Origin of the sequence: Rhodococcus jostii NBRC 16295, from assembly GCF_001894825.1 — a bacterium.
Classification (GTDB): Bacteria; Actinomycetota; Actinomycetes; order Mycobacteriales; family Mycobacteriaceae; genus Rhodococcus_F; species Rhodococcus_F jostii.
Genome location: NZ_BCWY01000077.1, coordinates 14,556 through 30,850, shown reverse-complemented (window position 1 = coordinate 30,850; position 16,295 = coordinate 14,556). Strand labels below are relative to the sequence as shown.

General features: G+C 65.1%; 14 protein-coding genes and 2 pseudogenes. 3 read left to right on the top strand and 13 right to left on the bottom strand.

Features of this window, described 5'->3' with window-relative positions; translation table 11 throughout:
- Together RJ1_RS34250 and RJ1_RS34245 are read left to right on the top strand one after the other, a co-directional pair.
- Nucleotides 1-411, top strand: coding sequence for a VOC family protein (locus RJ1_RS34250; protein ID WP_073366905.1), 411 nt, complete (start codon nucleotides 1-3; stop codon nucleotides 409-411).
- A 132-nt stretch (nucleotides 412-543) separates the two neighbouring features.
- Nucleotides 544-2,934 carry an ATP-binding cassette domain-containing protein gene (locus tag RJ1_RS34245; RefSeq protein WP_073366904.1) on the top strand — a complete coding sequence of 797 codons (2,391 nt, stop codon included), beginning with the start codon at nucleotides 544-546 and terminating at the stop codon, nucleotides 2,932-2,934.
- A 9-nt stretch (nucleotides 2,935-2,943) separates the two neighbouring features.
- Here RJ1_RS34245 and RJ1_RS34240 read toward each other — a convergent pair whose 3' ends face one another.
- Nucleotides 2,944-3,426, bottom strand: a complete 483-nt coding sequence (locus tag RJ1_RS34240; RefSeq protein WP_073366894.1) for an Lrp/AsnC family transcriptional regulator — start codon at nucleotides 3,424-3,426, stop codon at nucleotides 2,944-2,946.
- A gap of 268 nt (nucleotides 3,427-3,694) precedes the next feature.
- Here RJ1_RS34240 and RJ1_RS34230 point away from each other — a divergent pair, with 268 nt between their 5' ends.
- Nucleotides 3,695-6,022, top strand: coding sequence for a thiamine pyrophosphate-binding protein (locus RJ1_RS34230; RefSeq protein WP_073366892.1), 2,328 nt, complete (start codon nucleotides 3,695-3,697; stop codon nucleotides 6,020-6,022).
- Between the two features lie 12 nt (nucleotides 6,023-6,034).
- On the opposite strand, the gene RJ1_RS34225 is transcribed toward RJ1_RS34230, so the two are convergent.
- The 12 genes and pseudogenes from RJ1_RS34225 to rpmH form a co-directional block, all read right to left on the bottom strand.
- Nucleotides 6,035-7,360 (bottom strand): serine hydrolase domain-containing protein, encoded by a 1,326-nt coding sequence (locus RJ1_RS34225; protein ID WP_073366903.1) that lies wholly within the window; start codon nucleotides 7,358-7,360, stop codon nucleotides 6,035-6,037.
- A 283-nt stretch (nucleotides 7,361-7,643) separates the two neighbouring features.
- Complete coding sequence (locus RJ1_RS34220; RefSeq protein ID WP_073366891.1) at nucleotides 7,644-8,339, bottom strand: MspA family porin; 696 nt, start codon at nucleotides 8,337-8,339, stop codon at nucleotides 7,644-7,646.
- 62 nt (nucleotides 8,340-8,401) lie between these two features.
- A pseudogene (locus tag RJ1_RS46305) lies at nucleotides 8,402-8,518 on the bottom strand (MspA family porin); the annotation flags it as partial.
- A pseudogene (locus RJ1_RS34210) lies at nucleotides 8,484-9,281 on the bottom strand (ParB/RepB/Spo0J family partition protein); the annotation flags it as partial. The pseudogenes RJ1_RS46305 and RJ1_RS34210, both read right to left, overlap by 35 nt.
- Nucleotides 9,278-10,291 carry a ParA family protein gene (locus RJ1_RS34205; protein ID WP_073366890.1) on the bottom strand — a complete coding sequence of 338 codons (1,014 nt, stop codon included), beginning with the start codon at nucleotides 10,289-10,291 and terminating at the stop codon, nucleotides 9,278-9,280. The pseudogene RJ1_RS34210 and the gene RJ1_RS34205, both read right to left, overlap by 4 nt.
- Nucleotides 10,292-10,359: 68 nt before the next feature.
- Entirely contained in the window at nucleotides 10,360-11,043 is a 684-nt protein-coding gene (gene rsmG, locus RJ1_RS34200; RefSeq protein ID WP_073366889.1) for a 16S rRNA (guanine(527)-N(7))-methyltransferase RsmG, read from the bottom strand.
- 712 nt (nucleotides 11,044-11,755) lie between these two features.
- Complete coding sequence (locus RJ1_RS34195; RefSeq protein ID WP_378379210.1) at nucleotides 11,756-12,157, bottom strand: nuclear transport factor 2 family protein; 402 nt, start codon at nucleotides 12,155-12,157, stop codon at nucleotides 11,756-11,758.
- Nucleotides 12,158-13,469: 1,312 nt separating this feature from the next.
- Nucleotides 13,470-14,024: a Jag family protein gene (locus RJ1_RS34190; protein ID WP_073366888.1), complete on the bottom strand. Its 555-nt coding sequence runs from the start codon at nucleotides 14,022-14,024 to the stop codon at nucleotides 13,470-13,472.
- A gap of 19 nt (nucleotides 14,025-14,043) precedes the next feature.
- The gene (yidC, locus tag RJ1_RS34185; protein ID WP_073366887.1) at nucleotides 14,044-15,156 is read right to left on the bottom strand and encodes a membrane protein insertase YidC; all 1,113 of its coding nucleotides are present in this window, start codon (nucleotides 15,154-15,156) and stop codon (nucleotides 14,044-14,046) included.
- Nucleotides 15,157-15,160: 4 nt separating this feature from the next.
- A complete protein-coding gene (gene yidD / locus RJ1_RS34180) occupies nucleotides 15,161-15,526 on the bottom strand; it encodes a membrane protein insertion efficiency factor YidD (protein WP_073366886.1) in 366 nt (121 codons plus the stop codon).
- Nucleotides 15,523-15,900 carry a ribonuclease P protein component gene (rnpA, locus tag RJ1_RS34175; RefSeq protein WP_073366885.1) on the bottom strand — a complete coding sequence of 126 codons (378 nt, stop codon included), beginning with the start codon at nucleotides 15,898-15,900 and terminating at the stop codon, nucleotides 15,523-15,525. The genes yidD and rnpA overlap by 4 nt, the downstream gene beginning before the upstream one ends.
- Before the next feature lie 27 nt (nucleotides 15,901-15,927).
- Nucleotides 15,928-16,071: a 50S ribosomal protein L34 gene (gene rpmH / locus RJ1_RS34170; RefSeq protein WP_005263481.1), complete on the bottom strand. Its 144-nt coding sequence runs from the start codon at nucleotides 16,069-16,071 to the stop codon at nucleotides 15,928-15,930.
- Nucleotides 16,072-16,295 lie beyond the last annotated feature (224 nt).

Below are 16,295 nucleotides of genomic sequence, written 5' to 3'. Positions count from 1 at the left end.
ATGGACATCACCATTCACTCGAGCTTCCTTCCGCACAACGATCCGGAAGAGTCCCTGGCCTTCTATCGCGACACCCTCGGCTTCGAGGTCCGCAACGACGTCGGCTACAACGGGATGCACTGGATCACCGTCGGCCCCGTCGGCCAGCCCGACGTCTCCATCGTGCTGCACCCGCCGGCCGTCGATCCCGGCCTCACCGAGGAGGAGCGCCGGACCATCGTCGAGATGATGGCCAAGGGCACCTACGGCGGCATTCTCCTCGCCACCAAAGACCTGGACAGTGCGTTCGAGCGGTTGCAGGCCGGCGACGCCGACGTCGTCCAGGAGCCCACCGAGCAGCCGTACGGGGTTCGCGACTGCGCCGTCCGCGATCACGCCGGCAACCTGATCCGCATCCAGGAGCTGCGCTGAGTTAGGCAACGGACCGTTGCCGCGACCGTGCCGGCGACGTAGAACCGAACGTACTGCTCGACGCTGTTAGATCGATCCACGCGACACCCACGGAGACCGCGAATGCGGTCCGCGCACACAGAGGGAGACAGGATGAGCACGGCCACGAGGACGGACACGCAGTCGACCGAGCTGCACGCCGCCGACAGCCACGATCTGATCCGCGTGCGGGGTGCGCGGGTGAACAACCTCGAGAACATCAGCGTCGAGCTCCCGAAACGCAGGCTGACGGTGTTCACCGGCGTCTCCGGCTCAGGCAAGAGCTCGCTGGTGTTCAGCACGATCGCCGCGGAGTCGCAGCGGATGATCAACGAAACCTACAGCGCCTTCGTGCAGGGCTTCATGCCGACGCTGGCCCGGCCCGACGTCGACGTACTCGACGGGCTGACCACCGCGATCATCGTGGACCAGCAGCGGATGGGCGCCGACCCGCGCTCCACGGTCGGCACCGCCACCGACGCCAGCGCGATGCTGCGCATCCTCTTCAGCAGGCTCGGAAAGCCGCACATCGGATCGCCCCAGGCGTTCTCCTTCAACGTCGCCTCGATCTCCGGCGCGGGCGCGGTCACCGTCGAGCGCGGTGGCCGTCAGACGAAGGAGCGGCGCAGTTTCAGCATCACCGGCGGCATGTGTCCGCGCTGCGAGGGCCGGGGCTCGGTCACCGACTTCGACCTCACCGCGCTGTACGACGACAGCAAGTCACTCAACGAGAGCGCACTCACGATCCCCGGCTACAGCATGGACGGCTGGTACGGGCGCATCTACCGCGGCTGCGGCTACTTCGACCCGGACAAGCCGATCCGCAAGTACACCAAGCGAGAGCTCAACGACCTGCTCTACCGAGAGCCGACCAAGATCAAGGTCGAGGGCATCAACCTGACGTACACCGGGCTGATCCCGCAGATACAGAAGTCGTTCCTGTCCAAGGACGTCGACGCGATGCAGCCGCACATCCGCGCGTTCGTGGAGCGGGCGATCACGTTCACCACCTGCCCCGACTGCGACGGCACCCGGCTCAACGAGGGCGCTCGATCATCGAAGATCAAGGGCATCAACATCGCCGACGCCTGCGCGATGCAGATCAGCGACCTCGCCGTGTGGGTGCGCGGTCTGAAGGAACCGTCGGCGGCGCCTCTGCTGGAGTCGTTGAGCGACACCCTGGACTCGTTCGTGGAGATCGGGCTGGGGTACCTGAGCCTGGACCGGCCCGCCGGGACGCTGTCGGGCGGTGAATCTCAGCGCACCAAGATGATTCGGCACCTCGGTTCCTCGCTCACCGACGTCACCTACGTGTTCGACGAGCCCACCATCGGGCTACACCCACATGACATCGAGCGGATGAACAAACTGTTGCTGCGGCTGCGGGACAAGGGCAACACCGTGCTCGTCGTGGAGCACAAACCGGAGACGATCGCGATCGCCGATCACATCGTCGACCTCGGCCCCGGCGCCGGTACCGCGGGCGGCACCGTCTGCTTCGAGGGCACCGTCGACGGGCTGCGCGCCAGCGACACCATCACCGGGCGCCATTTCGACGACCGGGCCACACTGAAGGAATCGGTCCGTTCCTCCTCCGGGGAAATGGAGATCCGCGGCGCGACGTCGCACAACCTCCAGGGCGTGGACGTCGACATCCCCCTCGGGGTGCTCTGCGTGGTCACGGGCGTCGCCGGCTCCGGCAAGAGCTCACTGATCACCGGCTCGGTGTCGGGGCGCGACGGCGTGGTGTCGATCGACCAGACCGCGATCCGCGGGTCGCGGCGGAGCAACCCGGCCACGTATACTGGACTGCTCGACCCGATCCGCAAGGCATTCGCGAAGGCCAACGGCGTGAAGCCGGCGCTCTTCAGCTCCAACTCCGAAGGTGCCTGCCCCACCTGCAACGGCGCCGGCGTGATCTACACCGACCTGGGCGTCATGGCCACCGTCGAAACCCCCTGCGAGGAGTGCGAGGGCAGGCGGTTCCAGGCATCGGTGCTGGAGTACACGCTCGGCGGCCGGAACATCGCCGAGGTGCTCGCGATGTCGGTGACGGAGGCCGAGGAGTTCTTCGGCGACGGGGAGGCGCGGATCCCGGCGGCCCACAAGATTCTGCAGCGGCTCGCCGACGTCGGAATCGGCTACCTCAGCCTCGGACAGCCACTCACCACGCTGTCCGGCGGCGAACGGCAGCGGCTCAAGCTGGCCACCGCCATGGCCGACAAGGGCGACGTCTACGTCCTCGACGAGCCGACCACCGGACTGCACCTCGCCGACGTCGAGCAGCTGCTCGGACTGCTCGACAGGCTCGTCGACTCCGGTAAGTCGGTCATCGTCATCGAGCATCATCAGGCGGTCATGGCGCACGCCGACTGGATCATCGACCTCGGCCCCGGCGCCGGCCACGACGGCGGCCGGATCGTCTTCGAGGGCAGTCCGGCGGAACTGGTCGATGCCCGCTCCACCCTCACCGCCGAGCACCTCGCGACCTACGTCGGTGCCTGACCGCCACGTTCAGGCGCCGTCGACGAGTTGTTCCAGGAGCGGGGTGAGGCGGTAGTCGACCAACTTGCGCATGACCAGTGAGGTGGTGGTCTGCTCGACCCCGTCGATGTCGAGGATGCGGCCGGCGATCCGGTAGAGGTCGTCGGCGTCGCGGGCGACGACATGGATGAGAAGGTCTGTGGCGCCGCTGAGTCCGTGCACCTCGACCACTTCCGGGATGCCGTCGAGCGCGTCGGCGACCGGGGCGAGTTTGCGCTGGGTGACGCTGGTCAGGATGAACGCGGTCAGCGGATACCCCAGCGCGCCGGGGTCGATGCGGCGTTCGAAGGAGTGCAGCACACCCTGACGTTCCAGTTTGCCCAGGCGGGCCTGCACGGTGTTGCGGGACAGTCCCGTCTTGTCGGCGAGCGCGATCACGGTCGCGCGTGGATCCTCAGTGAGCGCGCCGAGGATCTTGGCATCAAGGGAGTCGACGGTGGTACTGCTGGGCATTGTGCCAACCTCCAGCGGGGGTGAGGGGCGCGGTGGTTCGCAGAATGCTGAAATTCTGCGGTCGGTATTGCTCGAAGTGTAAGCCGATGGTCGACTGTTGTGAGAGATCTGCACAAGAACTCGCAACAGACGGGTGGTGTGACGCCACCCCGCGGTAGGTCCGGTTCCAGAAGGTCCGCCTGCCCGTCACCGCCGATCCACCCCGCCCACGACCTGGGCCGGGGAGGATCGAGTCGGTGCCAGGAACTCACAGGCAAGGACGGAAACGATGACAGACTCCCGCACTACACAGCTCTCTGCTCGCTCAACCACTCCGGAAGCGCTGGTGGAGGTCGAGCAGCGTGTGTTGTGGCTGTCGACCGCAATGATCCACCACGCCAACCGGGTTCGCCCCAACCCTACGGGCCTCAAGGTCGGTGGTCATCAGGCGTCGTGCGCGTCGATCGCGACCATCATGACGTCGCTGTGGTTCGAGCAGCTGCGGCCGGGGGATCGGGTGTCGGTGAAGCCGCACGCCTCTCCGGTGCTGCACGGCATCAACTACCTGCTCGGGGAACTGGACGAGAAGTATCTGACGACGCTGCGCGAATTCGGCGGGCTGCAGTCCTACCCGTCGCGGTCGAAAGACCCTGATCCGGTGGACTATTCGACCGGCTCGGTCGGCATCGGCGCGACGGCCCCGATCTGGGGTGCCATCGCCCGCCGCTACGTGAACACCCAGATCGGGTCGGCGGGGACGGGCCGGCAGTACTCCCTCGTCGGCGATGCCGAACTGGACGAGGGCGCGGTGTGGGAGGCGATCCTCGACACCTCCGTCGCCGAACTCGGTGAGATCGTGTGGATCGTCGACCTGAACCGGCAATCCCTGGACCGGGTGGTCCCGAACATCGCCGCCGGCCGGCTCGAGGCGATGTTCTCCGCCGCCGGCTGGCAGGTGCTCACCGTGAAATTCGGGACCCTGCTCGAGTCGCTGTTCACCCGACCGGGCGGGCCGGCGCTGCGCACCCGGATCCTGGACATGCCCAACCCCGAATACCAGCGGCTGCTGCGCTGCGACGCCGCGCAGGTCCGGGACCGGCTGCCCGGCGACGGACCCGACGCCACCGCGATCGCATCGTTGATCGCCGACCTCGACGACGACACCCTGCTGCGCGCGATCCGCAACCTCGGCGGTCACGACCTCGACGCCCTCCGCGCCGCCTACGCGCAGATCGACGACACCCGCCCCACGGTGATCATCGCCTACACCATCAAGGGCCGCGGCCTGCCCACCCAGGGGCATCCGCAGAATCACTCGTCGCTGCTGACGGTGGAGCAGTACGAACAGCTCGCCGCCGAATTGGGCATGGATCCGGCGGACCCGTGGGCCCGGTTCGGCCCCGACAGCATCGCCGGTGGCGTGTGCGCCGCGGTCGCCCAGCGGCTTCAGCGTGACCCGGTCGACCCGGCCACCCCGCCGGCGGTGCCCGCGGACATCGGGCGCACCCCGTCCGGGACGTCGACGACGCAGGCGGCACTGGGCCGGGTGCTGCTGGATCTGTCCCGTGAGGCGCCGGAGGCGGCGAAGCGGGTGGTGACGGTCAGCCCCGACGTGTCCTCGACGACGAACCTGGCGGGGTGGCTCAACAAGGTGGGGGTGTGGTCGCCGAACGAGCGCCGCAACTGGTTCGACGACGACGCCGAGACGATCATGCACTGGCGGGAGAAGCCGACCGGGCAGCACATGGAACTGGGCATCGCGGAGACGAATCTGGTCGGGTTGATGGGTGAGCTCGGCGCGACGTGGAGCCGGTGGGGACAACCCTTGTTCCCGATTGGGGTGATGTACGACCCGTTCGTCGAGCGTGCCCTCGAGCCGTGGTCGTACGGCATCTATGCGGGTGGTCAGTCGATCCTGGTGGGGACCCCGTCCGGGGTGACCCTGGCCGCGGAGGGTGGGGCGCATCAGTCGATCAAGACCCCGTCGATCGGCCTCGAACAGCCCGGCTGCGTCAGCTACGAACCGGCGTTCGCGATCGATGTGGAGTGGACGCTGCTCGACAGCATCTCCCGTTTGGGCCGCCCGGACGGCTCCTCGTCGTACCTGCGGCTGTCGACGCGCCCGGTCGATCAGACCCTCGCCGCGGTGCCGTCGGATCCGGCGGCGCGGGAGCGTCGCCGCCGGCAGGTGGTCGCCGGGGCGTACACCCTCCGGCACGCGGAGAAGGCCGCGCTGACGTTGGTGGGGATGGGTGCGATGATCACCGAAACCCTCACCGCCGCTGACCGGTTGGCGGAGCAGGGCATTGCCGCCGACGTCGTGTGTGTCACCAGCCCGGGTCTGTTGTTCGAGGCGGTGCAGGCGCGCCGCGGGCTCGCGGACGGGCCGTCGTGGATCCTGGACCAGGTGTTTCCCGCCGACCGCGCGGCACCGATGGTCACCGTCCTCGACGGGCACCCGCACACCCTCGCGTTCCTGACCGGGATCAACCACGTCCCCGGCGCGGCACTCGGCGTCAGCAGGTTCGGGCAGGTCGGTTCCCTCGACGACGTCTACCGCTACCACGGCATCGACACCGACAGCATCGTCCGCGCCGCCCTCGACCTCGTCGACTGACAGCGAGGGGCGCTACCTCGTGGTGGTCGGCGCCGCCGGCTGGAGCGACAGCCCGGCGTAGATCTGGTCGAGAACTGTTGGCAGCAAGGCGTTCGCCGTCGTCTTGCCCTCAGGCGACAGGGTCAAGTTCGTCCAGACCACGAGCGTCACGTCGTTTTCGATGTCATGGCCCATGAACGAGTTGAAGCCCGGCAGTTCACCGCCGTGGTAGTACATCGAAGCGTTCGGGCCGAAACGCTGATAGCTGATGCCGTACCCGTACTGCTGGCCGTCGGGTGCACTCGGGTCCTCGGCTTGCAGGCTCTGGAGCCACTGCTGCTGGTAGTCGGGATTCAAGACCTTGCCCGACACCAGTGCTTGCATCCAGGTGGCCATGTCGTCTGCCGTCGAGATGGCCCCGCCGGCCGCCGTGGCGTAGGAGGAGTTCTGGTTGGTGTAGTCGAGGGGTTGCAGTGTTCCCGCACGAGCGGCGGACTGCATATCGGCGGGATACGGTTGGTCGACCATGGCGAAGGCCGACCCTCCGTACATGTAGCCGTGCGAGTAGGGGTCCGGGATGGAGGTGTCGTCGGCGGCGGGAAGGGCAGTCTGCTGCACACCGAGTGGGCCGAGCAGCCGTTCCTGGAATTGGTCGGCCAGGGGACGGCCACCGACCTTCTCGGCTACCAGACCCAGCAGCGCGTAGTTGGTGTTGCTGTACTCGTAGGACGTGCCGGGTGGGAACTCCGGTGGATGCCGGAACGCGATATCCAGTACTTCTTGCGGAGTCCAGGCCTTCGCGGGGTCGGAATCCATGGTCTCCGAAAGCTCGGGAGCGTTTGTGTAGTTGTAGAGTCCGCTGCGCATCTTCAATAGCTGGGAGATGGTGATGTTGTTGCCGTTGGGCACATCTGGTACGTAATCGGATACCGGATCGTCGAACCGGAGTTTACCGTCCTGGGCGAGCAGCACGGTCAGGGCCGCTGTCATGGTCTTGGTATTAGAGGCGATCCGGTAATGCGTGTCGGCGTCCGGCGGCGACTGCGTGTCCAACTGTGTGGTGCCCACCGCCGCCGTGTAGCTGCCCTGCGGAGTCTGCACGAGGACCACCGCCCCGGGGACGAGTAACTCTTCGGCGGCGCCCTCCACGGCGTCCTGGAATGCATCTGGATCGAGGGAATTCAATGCGGACTGCGTTGGTGTGGTGTCGATTCCGGTTGCCTGCTCGGATGTGGTCGGTTCGGATGTGGTCGAGCAGCTCACGATCACGAGGGCGACGCACGCCACGAGTGCGGCGATGCGAGGGGAATGACGGGCGTAGCGCGCGCCGAATCGGTTCTCTGCCCGAGAAACCCTCATCGAGAGGATCACCGCCTTCGTCCGGTGGTCGACGTCGCAGTCGTCGAGGAGATTCTAACATTGCAGGGTCTCGAACATCAGCGGCCTGCACAGGTGGGCTAGTGGACTGCTGCCGATGGCGGTTCGGTGCGTGGCGAGTCGTCGACCACTGGGTTCCGGCGCCTCGAGGCCGATGGTTCCATGAAAGATATTCTTTGACAGCAACGTTCACGTAGATGGATCGCATGCAAGCAATGGATAGCTTTCGCACGGACTTTCGACAGCCCCTTTCGTGCCCAGCCGGTCACCCGACGCTGAACGGCTGGCCCCACAGGGTGACGGTGCCGTCGACCGAGTCGGTCGAGACGGAAACAGTCGCGTAGGAACGGGCCTGCGCGTAGCCGGCGCAACCGGAGACACCGAAGGTCTCGTCCGAGTACGTGAATCCACCGCTGTTGCCTTCGAAATCGAAGTCACTGGTGTGCGCCTCGGCGCCGTAGCTGTCCGTGTACTCGACGTCGAGGATCGGGACGCTGACAGCCTGGCCGGGAGCGATGGAGATTCCGCCACCGACCGCCGTGTCGCCCGTGCTGATCGGGTTACCGACGGTACCGGCCTGGATCGCGTCCCAGCCAGCACTGGCCGCGGCGCCACCGCTGGCTTCGCCGCCGAAGTCGAGTTGGCAGGCCACGATGTACCCGGCGTCGATGTTGCCACCCTCCGCGGTGCCACCGTCGATGGAGACGTCGATCGAGCCCGAGGCCCACACGTTGCGGTGCAGCGGGGTCGAACCCATCGACGGGCTGATGTTCGCGGTGTTACCGGTCTGGCGCACGGTCACCACGGTGCCGTCGAGCAGCGTCTGGGTGACGGTGCCGTCCTGCAACGGAACGAAGGTGTCGGCGTTGGCCGCACCGGTAGAGAAGAGGCCGATCGCGACGGTGGCCGCGGCGACCACTCCGGCGGCCTTGGCGCCGTGGCGCAGGGTCTTGCTGTTCATTGTTCCCCTCTAGGGTGAATGTCGCTTATGCGAGAAGTCGTGAATGGTGTCGGTGCGCGCAATCAGCCGATGCTGAACGGCTGCCCGTAGAGGGTGGCCTTGACGTAGTGGTTGCCCGGAATTTCGAGGACGGTGTATGCACGGGCCTGCGCGTAGCCGCCGCAGCCCTGGAGTTCGATCGTGCCCGGCAGACAGGACGCCCGCCGCGACCCGGCGTTGCACGGGAATCGGCAACTTGAGCAGTCGGATCATATTGGTGACGACGGGACGCGAGCGGCCGATCTTCGCGGCCAGTTCCTCGTGAGTCACCTCGAACTCTTCGAGCAGCTGCTGGTATGCCGCCGCCTCTTCGAGCGGGTTCAGCTGAACGCGGTGAATGTTCTCCAGGAGCGCGTCGCGGAGCATTGCGTCGTCGCCGGTCTCGCGCACGATCGCCGGGATCGTCTCGAGTTCGGCTTCCTGGCCGGCACGCCACCGACGCTCGCCCATGACGAGCTGGAACTTGCCGTCGTCGATCGGGCGCACCACGATCGGCTGCATCAGACCGAACTCGCGGATCGAGTGAACCAGCTCGGCGAGAGCGTCTTCGTCGAACACCTGACGCGGCTGCTTGGGGTTCCGCTCGATCAGGTCGGGAGCGATCTCCCGGTACACCGCTCCGGTGGGGGAGGGGAGGGGTTCGGCTCCGTTACCGGACGTCGCGGTGGCGCCGTTCTTGTTTCCCTTCTTCTCGGTGGACGTGTTTCCCGTGGATGCGGGCGCGGCATCTTCGTCGGTCGCAGGATCCGACGAGTTCGGTGCCGGAGCGGTCAGAACGTTGCGTCGGTCCGCCCCGATGACGACGTCGGCGGCGGCGTTACCCAGCCCCGGTCCCGCCGTCGGGCCGGTAGGAATGAGCGCAGCCAGTCCACGGCCAAGTCCACCCTTACGCGTCTGACTCATCGCTGCTCCTGCTTCGTGATCTGTGCGGTGCGTGCTGCGAGTTCACGTCCCGCGTCGAGGTAACTCATAGCGCCCCGCGATCCGGGGTCGTAGTCGAGCACGGTCATCCCGTACCCCGGAGCTTCGGACACCTTGACGCTGCGGGGAATCACCGCACGGAGGACGGCGTCACCGAAGTGGTTCCGGACCTCTTCGGCCACCTGGTCGGCCAACTTGGTGCGCCCGTCGTACATCGTGAGCAGGACCGTCGACACGTGGAGTTCGGGGTTGAGGTGCGCCTGCACCAACTCGATATTCCGCAGCAGCTGTCCCACCCCTTCGAGGGCGTAGTACTCGCACTGGATCGGAATCAGCACTTCCTTGGCGGCGACCATCGCGTTCACCGTGAGCAGTCCAAGGGAGGGCGGGCAGTCGATGAGGATAAAGTCGGCATCCACCTCGCCCAGAGCCTTCTCCGACAATGCGCCCTTGAGGCGTCCTTCACGGGCGACCATGGAGACCAATTCGATCTCGGCGCCGGCAAGGTCGATGGTGGCCGGAATGCAGAAGAGTCGGTCGTTATGGGGGCTCTTCTGGATCGCCTCCGCGGCGGTCACCTCGCCGAGAAGCAGTTCGTAGCTGGAGGGCACGCCGGAGTGGTGGGCGACGCCCAACGCAGTGCTGGCGTTGCCCTGCGGGTCGAGGTCGATCACCAGAACCGTGAGTCCCTGCACCGCAAGGGCGGATGCGAGGTTGACCGCGCTGGTCGTCTTGCCCACGCCGCCCTTCTGGTTAGCGATGGTGAGGATGCGCCGTTCGGGCGGCTTCGGCAGGGACACCGAGTGGGGGTGCAGCACCTGACTCGCGCGGTGCGCGGCAGCGCCGATCGGAGTCTCCGCGGCGGAGATTCCGTTGTAGGGGGCCGTGAATCCGTCGTCTCCGTTCTCGGAGCTCGTCGCCTGGTCGGATTGATGGTCGGTTTCACGTGAAACTGTTTCACGTGAAACGGCGGATTCAGGCCCACCCGACATTGACTACTCCTTCGATTGGGTATCGCTCGTTACTCGACATACTCACTCCCTGTCCACCGTCCACATCGTCATCGACGCTGACGGCGTTTCGGCATCCGCTCTGCCCGAACGACAACGGTGGGGACAGGAAGCAGACCCACTCCGCATTCCACGATATCCAGCTTGCCAGCACCCAACCGAGTCAGGGAAGCGCGATCACGGGAAATCTCTTCGGCGGCGCTCGAACCTTTCAATGCGAGCATTCTCCCATGCTCATGGATGAGCGGCAGCGACCACTTCGCCAACTTCTCCAGAGGGGCCACCGCACGGGATGTGACGACGTCGGCGCCACCCGCTTCCTTCACGACACCCGACTCCTCGGCGCGCCCCCGCACCACAAGCACATCCAATCCATTGGACTCGACGAACTCGGCCAGATACACCGAGCGTCGCAGTAGCGGCTCGACCAAGGTGATGCGGAGATCGGGGCGCGCGATCGCGAGGGGGATGCCCGGCAACCCGGCACCGCTTCCCACGTCGACTACCGACTCACCTTCGGCAATCAATTCACCGACGACGGCACAGTTGAGGAGATGCCTCTCCCACAGTCGCGGGACCTCCCGCGGACCGATCAACCCCCGCTCGACACCATCGGTCGCCAACGACTTGTAGTAGCGCTCAGCAATATCGAATCGTTCACCGAACACCTGGCGTGCCGCCGCTTGTTCGTCCCATTCGGCCGGCTCTCCACCATTCGGTTCCACGTGAAACATCCTCCCGCGAATAACGCGAAATCAACAAACACAGCTTCTCTATTATCCGCCCTCCCTCCCGACTATGTCCGTCAACTGGAACGCGCAACGCCGGAGCAGTGTCGAGCCGCACCCCTACCCGGTGGGGGAGGGGAGGGGTTGCGATTGACCATCCGCTGTCGGTGACCGATAGAGGACACCCGACGTTCGCATTCCCAGAGCGGGCTGCCGACGGCACCCGGAGCATCCGCGAAGGATGGGAAACGTTGCCGCCGATGTTTCACGTGGAACAGGACGTCTCCGCACACGCACAGTTTGTAGCGCCATCTCTGCGGGCGGAGTGTAACCGTCACTCCGGGATGGGGGCTAAGTTCCGTTGCCTCGATGGGCCGATCATGCCGAGAGACATCTACTAGTGCGGTGGCCGACCCAGCCGCACCCACGCATGTTTCACGTGGAACAGCTAGCGTGCCCCTTCCGGCATTACCCGCTATTTTCCAGACGACGAGACGAGAGGCGGCATTCGGTCAGATGCTTGCCACGTGGACTCGGGCACCCCGCCTACACCCGACGGTAACCAGTCAGTTGATCCAGTCGGAAAGACCTGCGATTCTTTATCATCACAGTGACGAAACTCCCGGGTGTAGTTGGGTGGGTGAAACTACAACCTAAATTCGCACGAAAAGGCGAAAACACGTCACCTATTAAGTCCGCATCAGCGGCGGTTCGAGTGTCAGACACTGCTGTCCGGAAATGAGTGATGCTCGTGGGCGACGAGCCAACGACCTTCTTCCTTCCGCAACCCCACCGTGAGCCGAAGCCGGTTGTCGGGATTGTCGGCGAGTTCCTTCTCTATTCCGCACCGGAGGAGTGCATGGGCGAAGGCGATATCTTCGCCGGCGGTGATATCCAACGACACGATCTCGAACCGTGCCCCCTTCGACTGCCACTCGAAGAACGGCGGCCATGTCTCGCGGTACGCATCGATTCCGCGAGCGCCCTCGTACGGCGGGGGCACGTCGAACATCACGATGTCGTCGGAGTGGTCCGCGAGGACCCCCGCCATGTCGCCGCGGTGCACAGCCTCAGCCCACCGTTCGATCAAGGTTCGGATCTCTCCGTCGTCTGCGCTCATCATCCACTCCATCCAATCGACGTACCCGTTCTGTGCGCTCATTGGTGTGGACCTCGGCGACTGTCGAAACTCATCGTGTCTCAGGGCATCGTGAACACTTCGGCCCACTTCTGCGATCATCGCCGGATAGCCGGAACACGGTCGAACTCACGCGCCACGTTCTACCGGTACGTAGCCCGGTCCAGCCACGAGGGCGGTGACAGAATCACCCGAAGTTCTACCGCCCGCCGAACGTGCGGCCCGCGCACCGAGTCGTCCGACTCGACGACTACTGGATCAGTCTCAGCGCAAGAAGTGAAGTACCCGGACGATCCTCCGCTGAAGTCCTGGGATACCTTCTTCGCGGACGGTGTCGACGGCACGTGAAACCGGTGTGGTGTCGGATCTGAGCGTCGGGCGGCGCAAGACTCGATTCAAAGTGACCGACGCGAAAACGGTGGACTGTCACGGCGAACGCTCTTTATGAATCGAAGCGGCGGCGACGCCGATCGAATGAGCCGCACGCTGACCGGCAGGCTGCGACACCCGAGACGGTGCGCGGCACCACCAGAGCCTGATTTCTTCGGCGGTACGTCCTCGGTGGGGGAGGGGAGGGGTCGACTTCGTTGACCGTCGAAACTCATCGCCCGACCGGTTCATGAAAGGGTATGTCTCAGGACCTCGCGAACACTTACGGCGGTCGACGCGAAATCGCGCTCGACGGCTGGCGTCGTCAATGTCGACTTCCCGCCGTGCGTCGCCGGGATCTCCTCACGGCAGCGTCGATAAAGACTGTACCGCGCGCTGCGGTGTCGGCAGGCTGCGAATCAGAAGCAGAGCGGTCAACCAATTGCACGCGCTACTGCGGGCGCTGCTCGCTGGTGACGCACCCACCGATCTCTCCGCTGCGACTGCGTCGGCGCAGCCGCGAAACCTCTACTACAAGTCGAAAGTCGCTGAAGGCAAGACACCGTGCGAAGCGAAGGCTGCCTCGAGTGACGGCTGGCCGACCACGTCTGGCAGGTTACGACCGCCGACAAAGGCCGCCGGGAGGCGAGCCGGGGAGGACACCCCGAGGCGACTCCGCAATCCAGCGCGACTGGCCTCAACCCCGACCACCAGCTCTTCGAACAAGTTACTTCCGAAGCCACCGAACCGCATGACACATTGAGGCACCCGGCGGCACCCCACCTCTCGGTGGGGGAGGGGAGGGGTCTGTGTTTCACGTGAAACGAAACGATGCCAAAGTGACGAGACGCGATCACGGTGACAAAAGAAGGCGGGGCTCCCGGAGATGAATCCGGGAGCCCCGCCTTGGTGAATCGTGCGTGGATCAGTCCTTGATGACGACCACGCGACGTGACGGCTCGGCGCCTTCACTCTCGCTCGACACGCCGTCGACCTTCGCGACTGCGTCGTGGACGATCTTGCGCTCGAACGGCGTCATCGGAGCCAGCTCTTCGCGCTCACCGCTCTCGAGCACACGACGTGCCGCAGAGGAACCGAGCTCGGTCAGTTCCGCTCGACGTCCGGCACGCCATCCGGCGATGTCGAGCATCAGACGACTGCGCTCACCCGTTGCCTGCTGCACCGCGAGGCGGGTCAGCTCCTGAAGTGCGTCCAGCACCTCACCCTTGCGCCCGACCAACTTGGCGAGGTCGTCTCCACCGTCGATGCTGACAATGGCGCGATCGCCCTCGACGTCCAGGTCGATATCGCCGTCGAAGTCGAGTACGTCGAGCAGCTGCTCCAGGTAGTCGCCGGCGATTTCCCCTTCCTCGATCAGGTAGTCGTCAGAATCGGAATCCACCTCGGTGTCCGGGTTCTGCGTCGTTGCAGTCACGTCTGTCTCATCTCCGTCCACTGCGATGTCAGGCTCAGTAGCCATGCTCGTTCTCTTTTCTGAATCAGCGCCGCTTGCGCTTGGGGGACTTTCCGCGGTTGGACTGGGGGCGCGCACCGGGCTTCGGCTTCGAGGTACCCGACGTCGAACCGTCACCGCTCACCTGATCGGAGGCGCTGTCTTCGACAACTCCCTCGACGATCTCCGGTTCACCCTCCGAGGAAGAACCGTCCGTCGCGGTCGCGGACTTCTTCTTTTTCTTGGTGAGATCGGGACGTGCACCGGGCTTCGGAGCGTTGTCCGCCCGGCGTGCGATGGCAGCCTGCTTCTTCTCTTCCTCTTCAGCGTCGATACGACGGAAGACGATGTGCTGCTGCCCGTAGGTCCAGATGTTGTTACTCACCCAGTACAGGAGGATCGCGATGGGGAGGAACGGGCCACCGACGAGCACACCGAGCGGGAAGACCCACAGCGCGAGCTTGTTCATGATCGCCGACTGCGGGTTCGCGGCGGCCTCGGGGCTCTGGCGAGCCACGGAAGCGCGCGAGTTGAAGTGTGTCGCGATGCTGGCGATGACCATCAGCGGCACCGCCACGACGGCAATGTTCAGGACCGTGGGAATGGGACCGTACGCAGCGAACGCGTCGAGCTGCGCCTTCGGCATGGTGATCCAGGCCGAGATGGGAGCACCGAACAGTCGGGCACTCAGGAAGGACTGCACGTCCTCGACGCTGAAGAAGTAGTTCGGCGTGTTCGCGTTGGCCTCGACCGACATGCCGAGCTGACCGATACCGGTGCCGGTGCGGTTGAACGAGCGAAGCACGTGAAACAGGCCGATGAAGACCGGCGCCTGCGCGAGAACCGGGAGGCAACCCATGATCGGGTTGAACCCGTGCTCCTTCTGGAGCTTCTGCATCTCGGTGGCCTGACGCTGACGGTCACCCGAGTACTTCTTCTGCAGGGCCTTGATCTGCGGCTGGAGTTCCTGCATCTGGCGGGTCGTCCGAACCTGCTTGACGAACGGCTTGTACAGCACGGCACGCAGCGTGAACACGAGGAACACCACGGAGAGCGCCCACGTGATGCCGCTGTCCGGACCCAGGAAGGGAATGGCACCGAAGACCTTGTGCCAGACCCACAGGATCCCCGACACCGGATAGTAAATGAAGTCGAGCACGGCTCTATGTACTCCTCTGTTCGTCCACGTTCGCCGGACAGCAATGGCGGCTACCCGCATGACGGTCGTGACGGGCAGGGACCGGGTCCCACCCACCAGGGTGCCAGGGGGCGCACTTCGCCAACCGGACCACCGTCAATACAAGGCCTTTGATCGCCCCGTGGGTACGCAGGGCTTCCACCGCGTACTCGCTACAGGTCGGCATGAACCGGCAGGTCGGCAACCTCAGGGGCGACACATACGTCCGGTAGAGCTCGATGAAGAATATGAGGGTGCGCGCCGGCAACGCGCGGACCGACTTCCACGCGGATGCGGCCGAGGAGGTGCCCTCAGCCGTGTCGGCGCGCGACTCGTGGAGTGCGCTTTTCATGTGGAGTTACTCACGGGCGCAAGAAGATCCAATCGAAGGAGACCTGCACGAAGTTGCTTGTCCAGGTCCCGGCTACTTGCAGTCGCAGCTCCCGGAAGAGCCCGAATCACCACATCGGTTCCCTGTGGAACAACGTCCACGAGGTCGATGCAGATATGACGAAGCCGGCGTGCGACTCGATGTCGAATCACCGCCGGCCCGACAGCCTTACTCACAACCAGTCCGAAACGCGGACCGCCGCTACTCACCAGCTCATCTGCCTGTACACGGTCGAATGCGTGCACAACCAGGTCGCGTCTTCCCATCCGCCGACCACGTCGCACAGTCAATGAAAAATCTGAATGACGACGCAATCGGTGCGGCTCAGGCAACACCCCGAGCTCCCGAACCCAGTGTCGGGATCAGGCGGTGAGGGATTCGCGGCCCTTACGGCGACGCGCCGAAACGATTGCACGACCCGCACGGGTCCGCATACGAAGACGGAAGCCGTGAACGCGCGCGCGGCGTCGGTTGTTCGGCTGGAACGTCCGCTTGCCCTTGGCCACGGTCAACACTCCTCGAAGTTCATCGACGCCTCCCGGCGTCATGGATCTAACATTGGCGAAAACTCAGGTGTTCATCCACAGGGTGGGGATGGAACGACTTCGACACTGGACTCGAGCCAGCACGAAACCGCCACCTCACCGCAGGGTGACTGTTCGAGAGTACTTACCACTCACGGTCAGGTCAAACTCGCTCACCTGCGATTCCCCCGCGAATCGGTTGACCG

Excerpts from the sequence above, each read along its gene's own strand:
- RJ1_RS34240 (WP_073366894.1), bottom strand. The coding sequence starts at position 3,426 with ATGCCCAGCAGTACCACCGTCGACTCCCTTGATGCCAAGATCCTCGGC.
- RJ1_RS34205 (WP_073366890.1), bottom strand. The coding sequence starts at position 10,291 with ATGTCGGGTGGGCCTGAATCCGCCGTTTCACGTGAAACAGTTTCACGT.
- RJ1_RS34245 (WP_073366904.1), top strand. The coding sequence starts at position 544 with ATGAGCACGGCCACGAGGACGGACACGCAGTCGACCGAGCTGCACGCC.
- RJ1_RS34195 (WP_378379210.1), bottom strand. The coding sequence starts at position 12,157 with ATGAGCGCAGACGACGGAGAGATCCGAACCTTGATCGAACGGTGGGCT.
- yidD (WP_073366886.1), bottom strand. The coding sequence starts at position 15,526 with ATGAAAAGCGCACTCCACGAGTCGCGCGCCGACACGGCTGAGGGCACC.
- RJ1_RS34230 (WP_073366892.1), top strand. The coding sequence starts at position 3,695 with ATGACAGACTCCCGCACTACACAGCTCTCTGCTCGCTCAACCACTCCG.
- RJ1_RS34220 (WP_073366891.1), bottom strand. The coding sequence starts at position 8,339 with ATGAACAGCAAGACCCTGCGCCACGGCGCCAAGGCCGCCGGAGTGGTC.
- RJ1_RS34250 (WP_073366905.1), top strand. The coding sequence starts at position 1 with ATGGACATCACCATTCACTCGAGCTTCCTTCCGCACAACGATCCGGAA.
- RJ1_RS34225 (WP_073366903.1), bottom strand. The coding sequence starts at position 7,360 with ATGAGGGTTTCTCGGGCAGAGAACCGATTCGGCGCGCGCTACGCCCGT.
- RJ1_RS34190 (WP_073366888.1), bottom strand. The coding sequence starts at position 14,024 with ATGGCTACTGAGCCTGACATCGCAGTGGACGGAGATGAGACAGACGTG.
- rsmG (WP_073366889.1), bottom strand. The coding sequence starts at position 11,043 with ATGTTTCACGTGGAACCGAATGGTGGAGAGCCGGCCGAATGGGACGAA.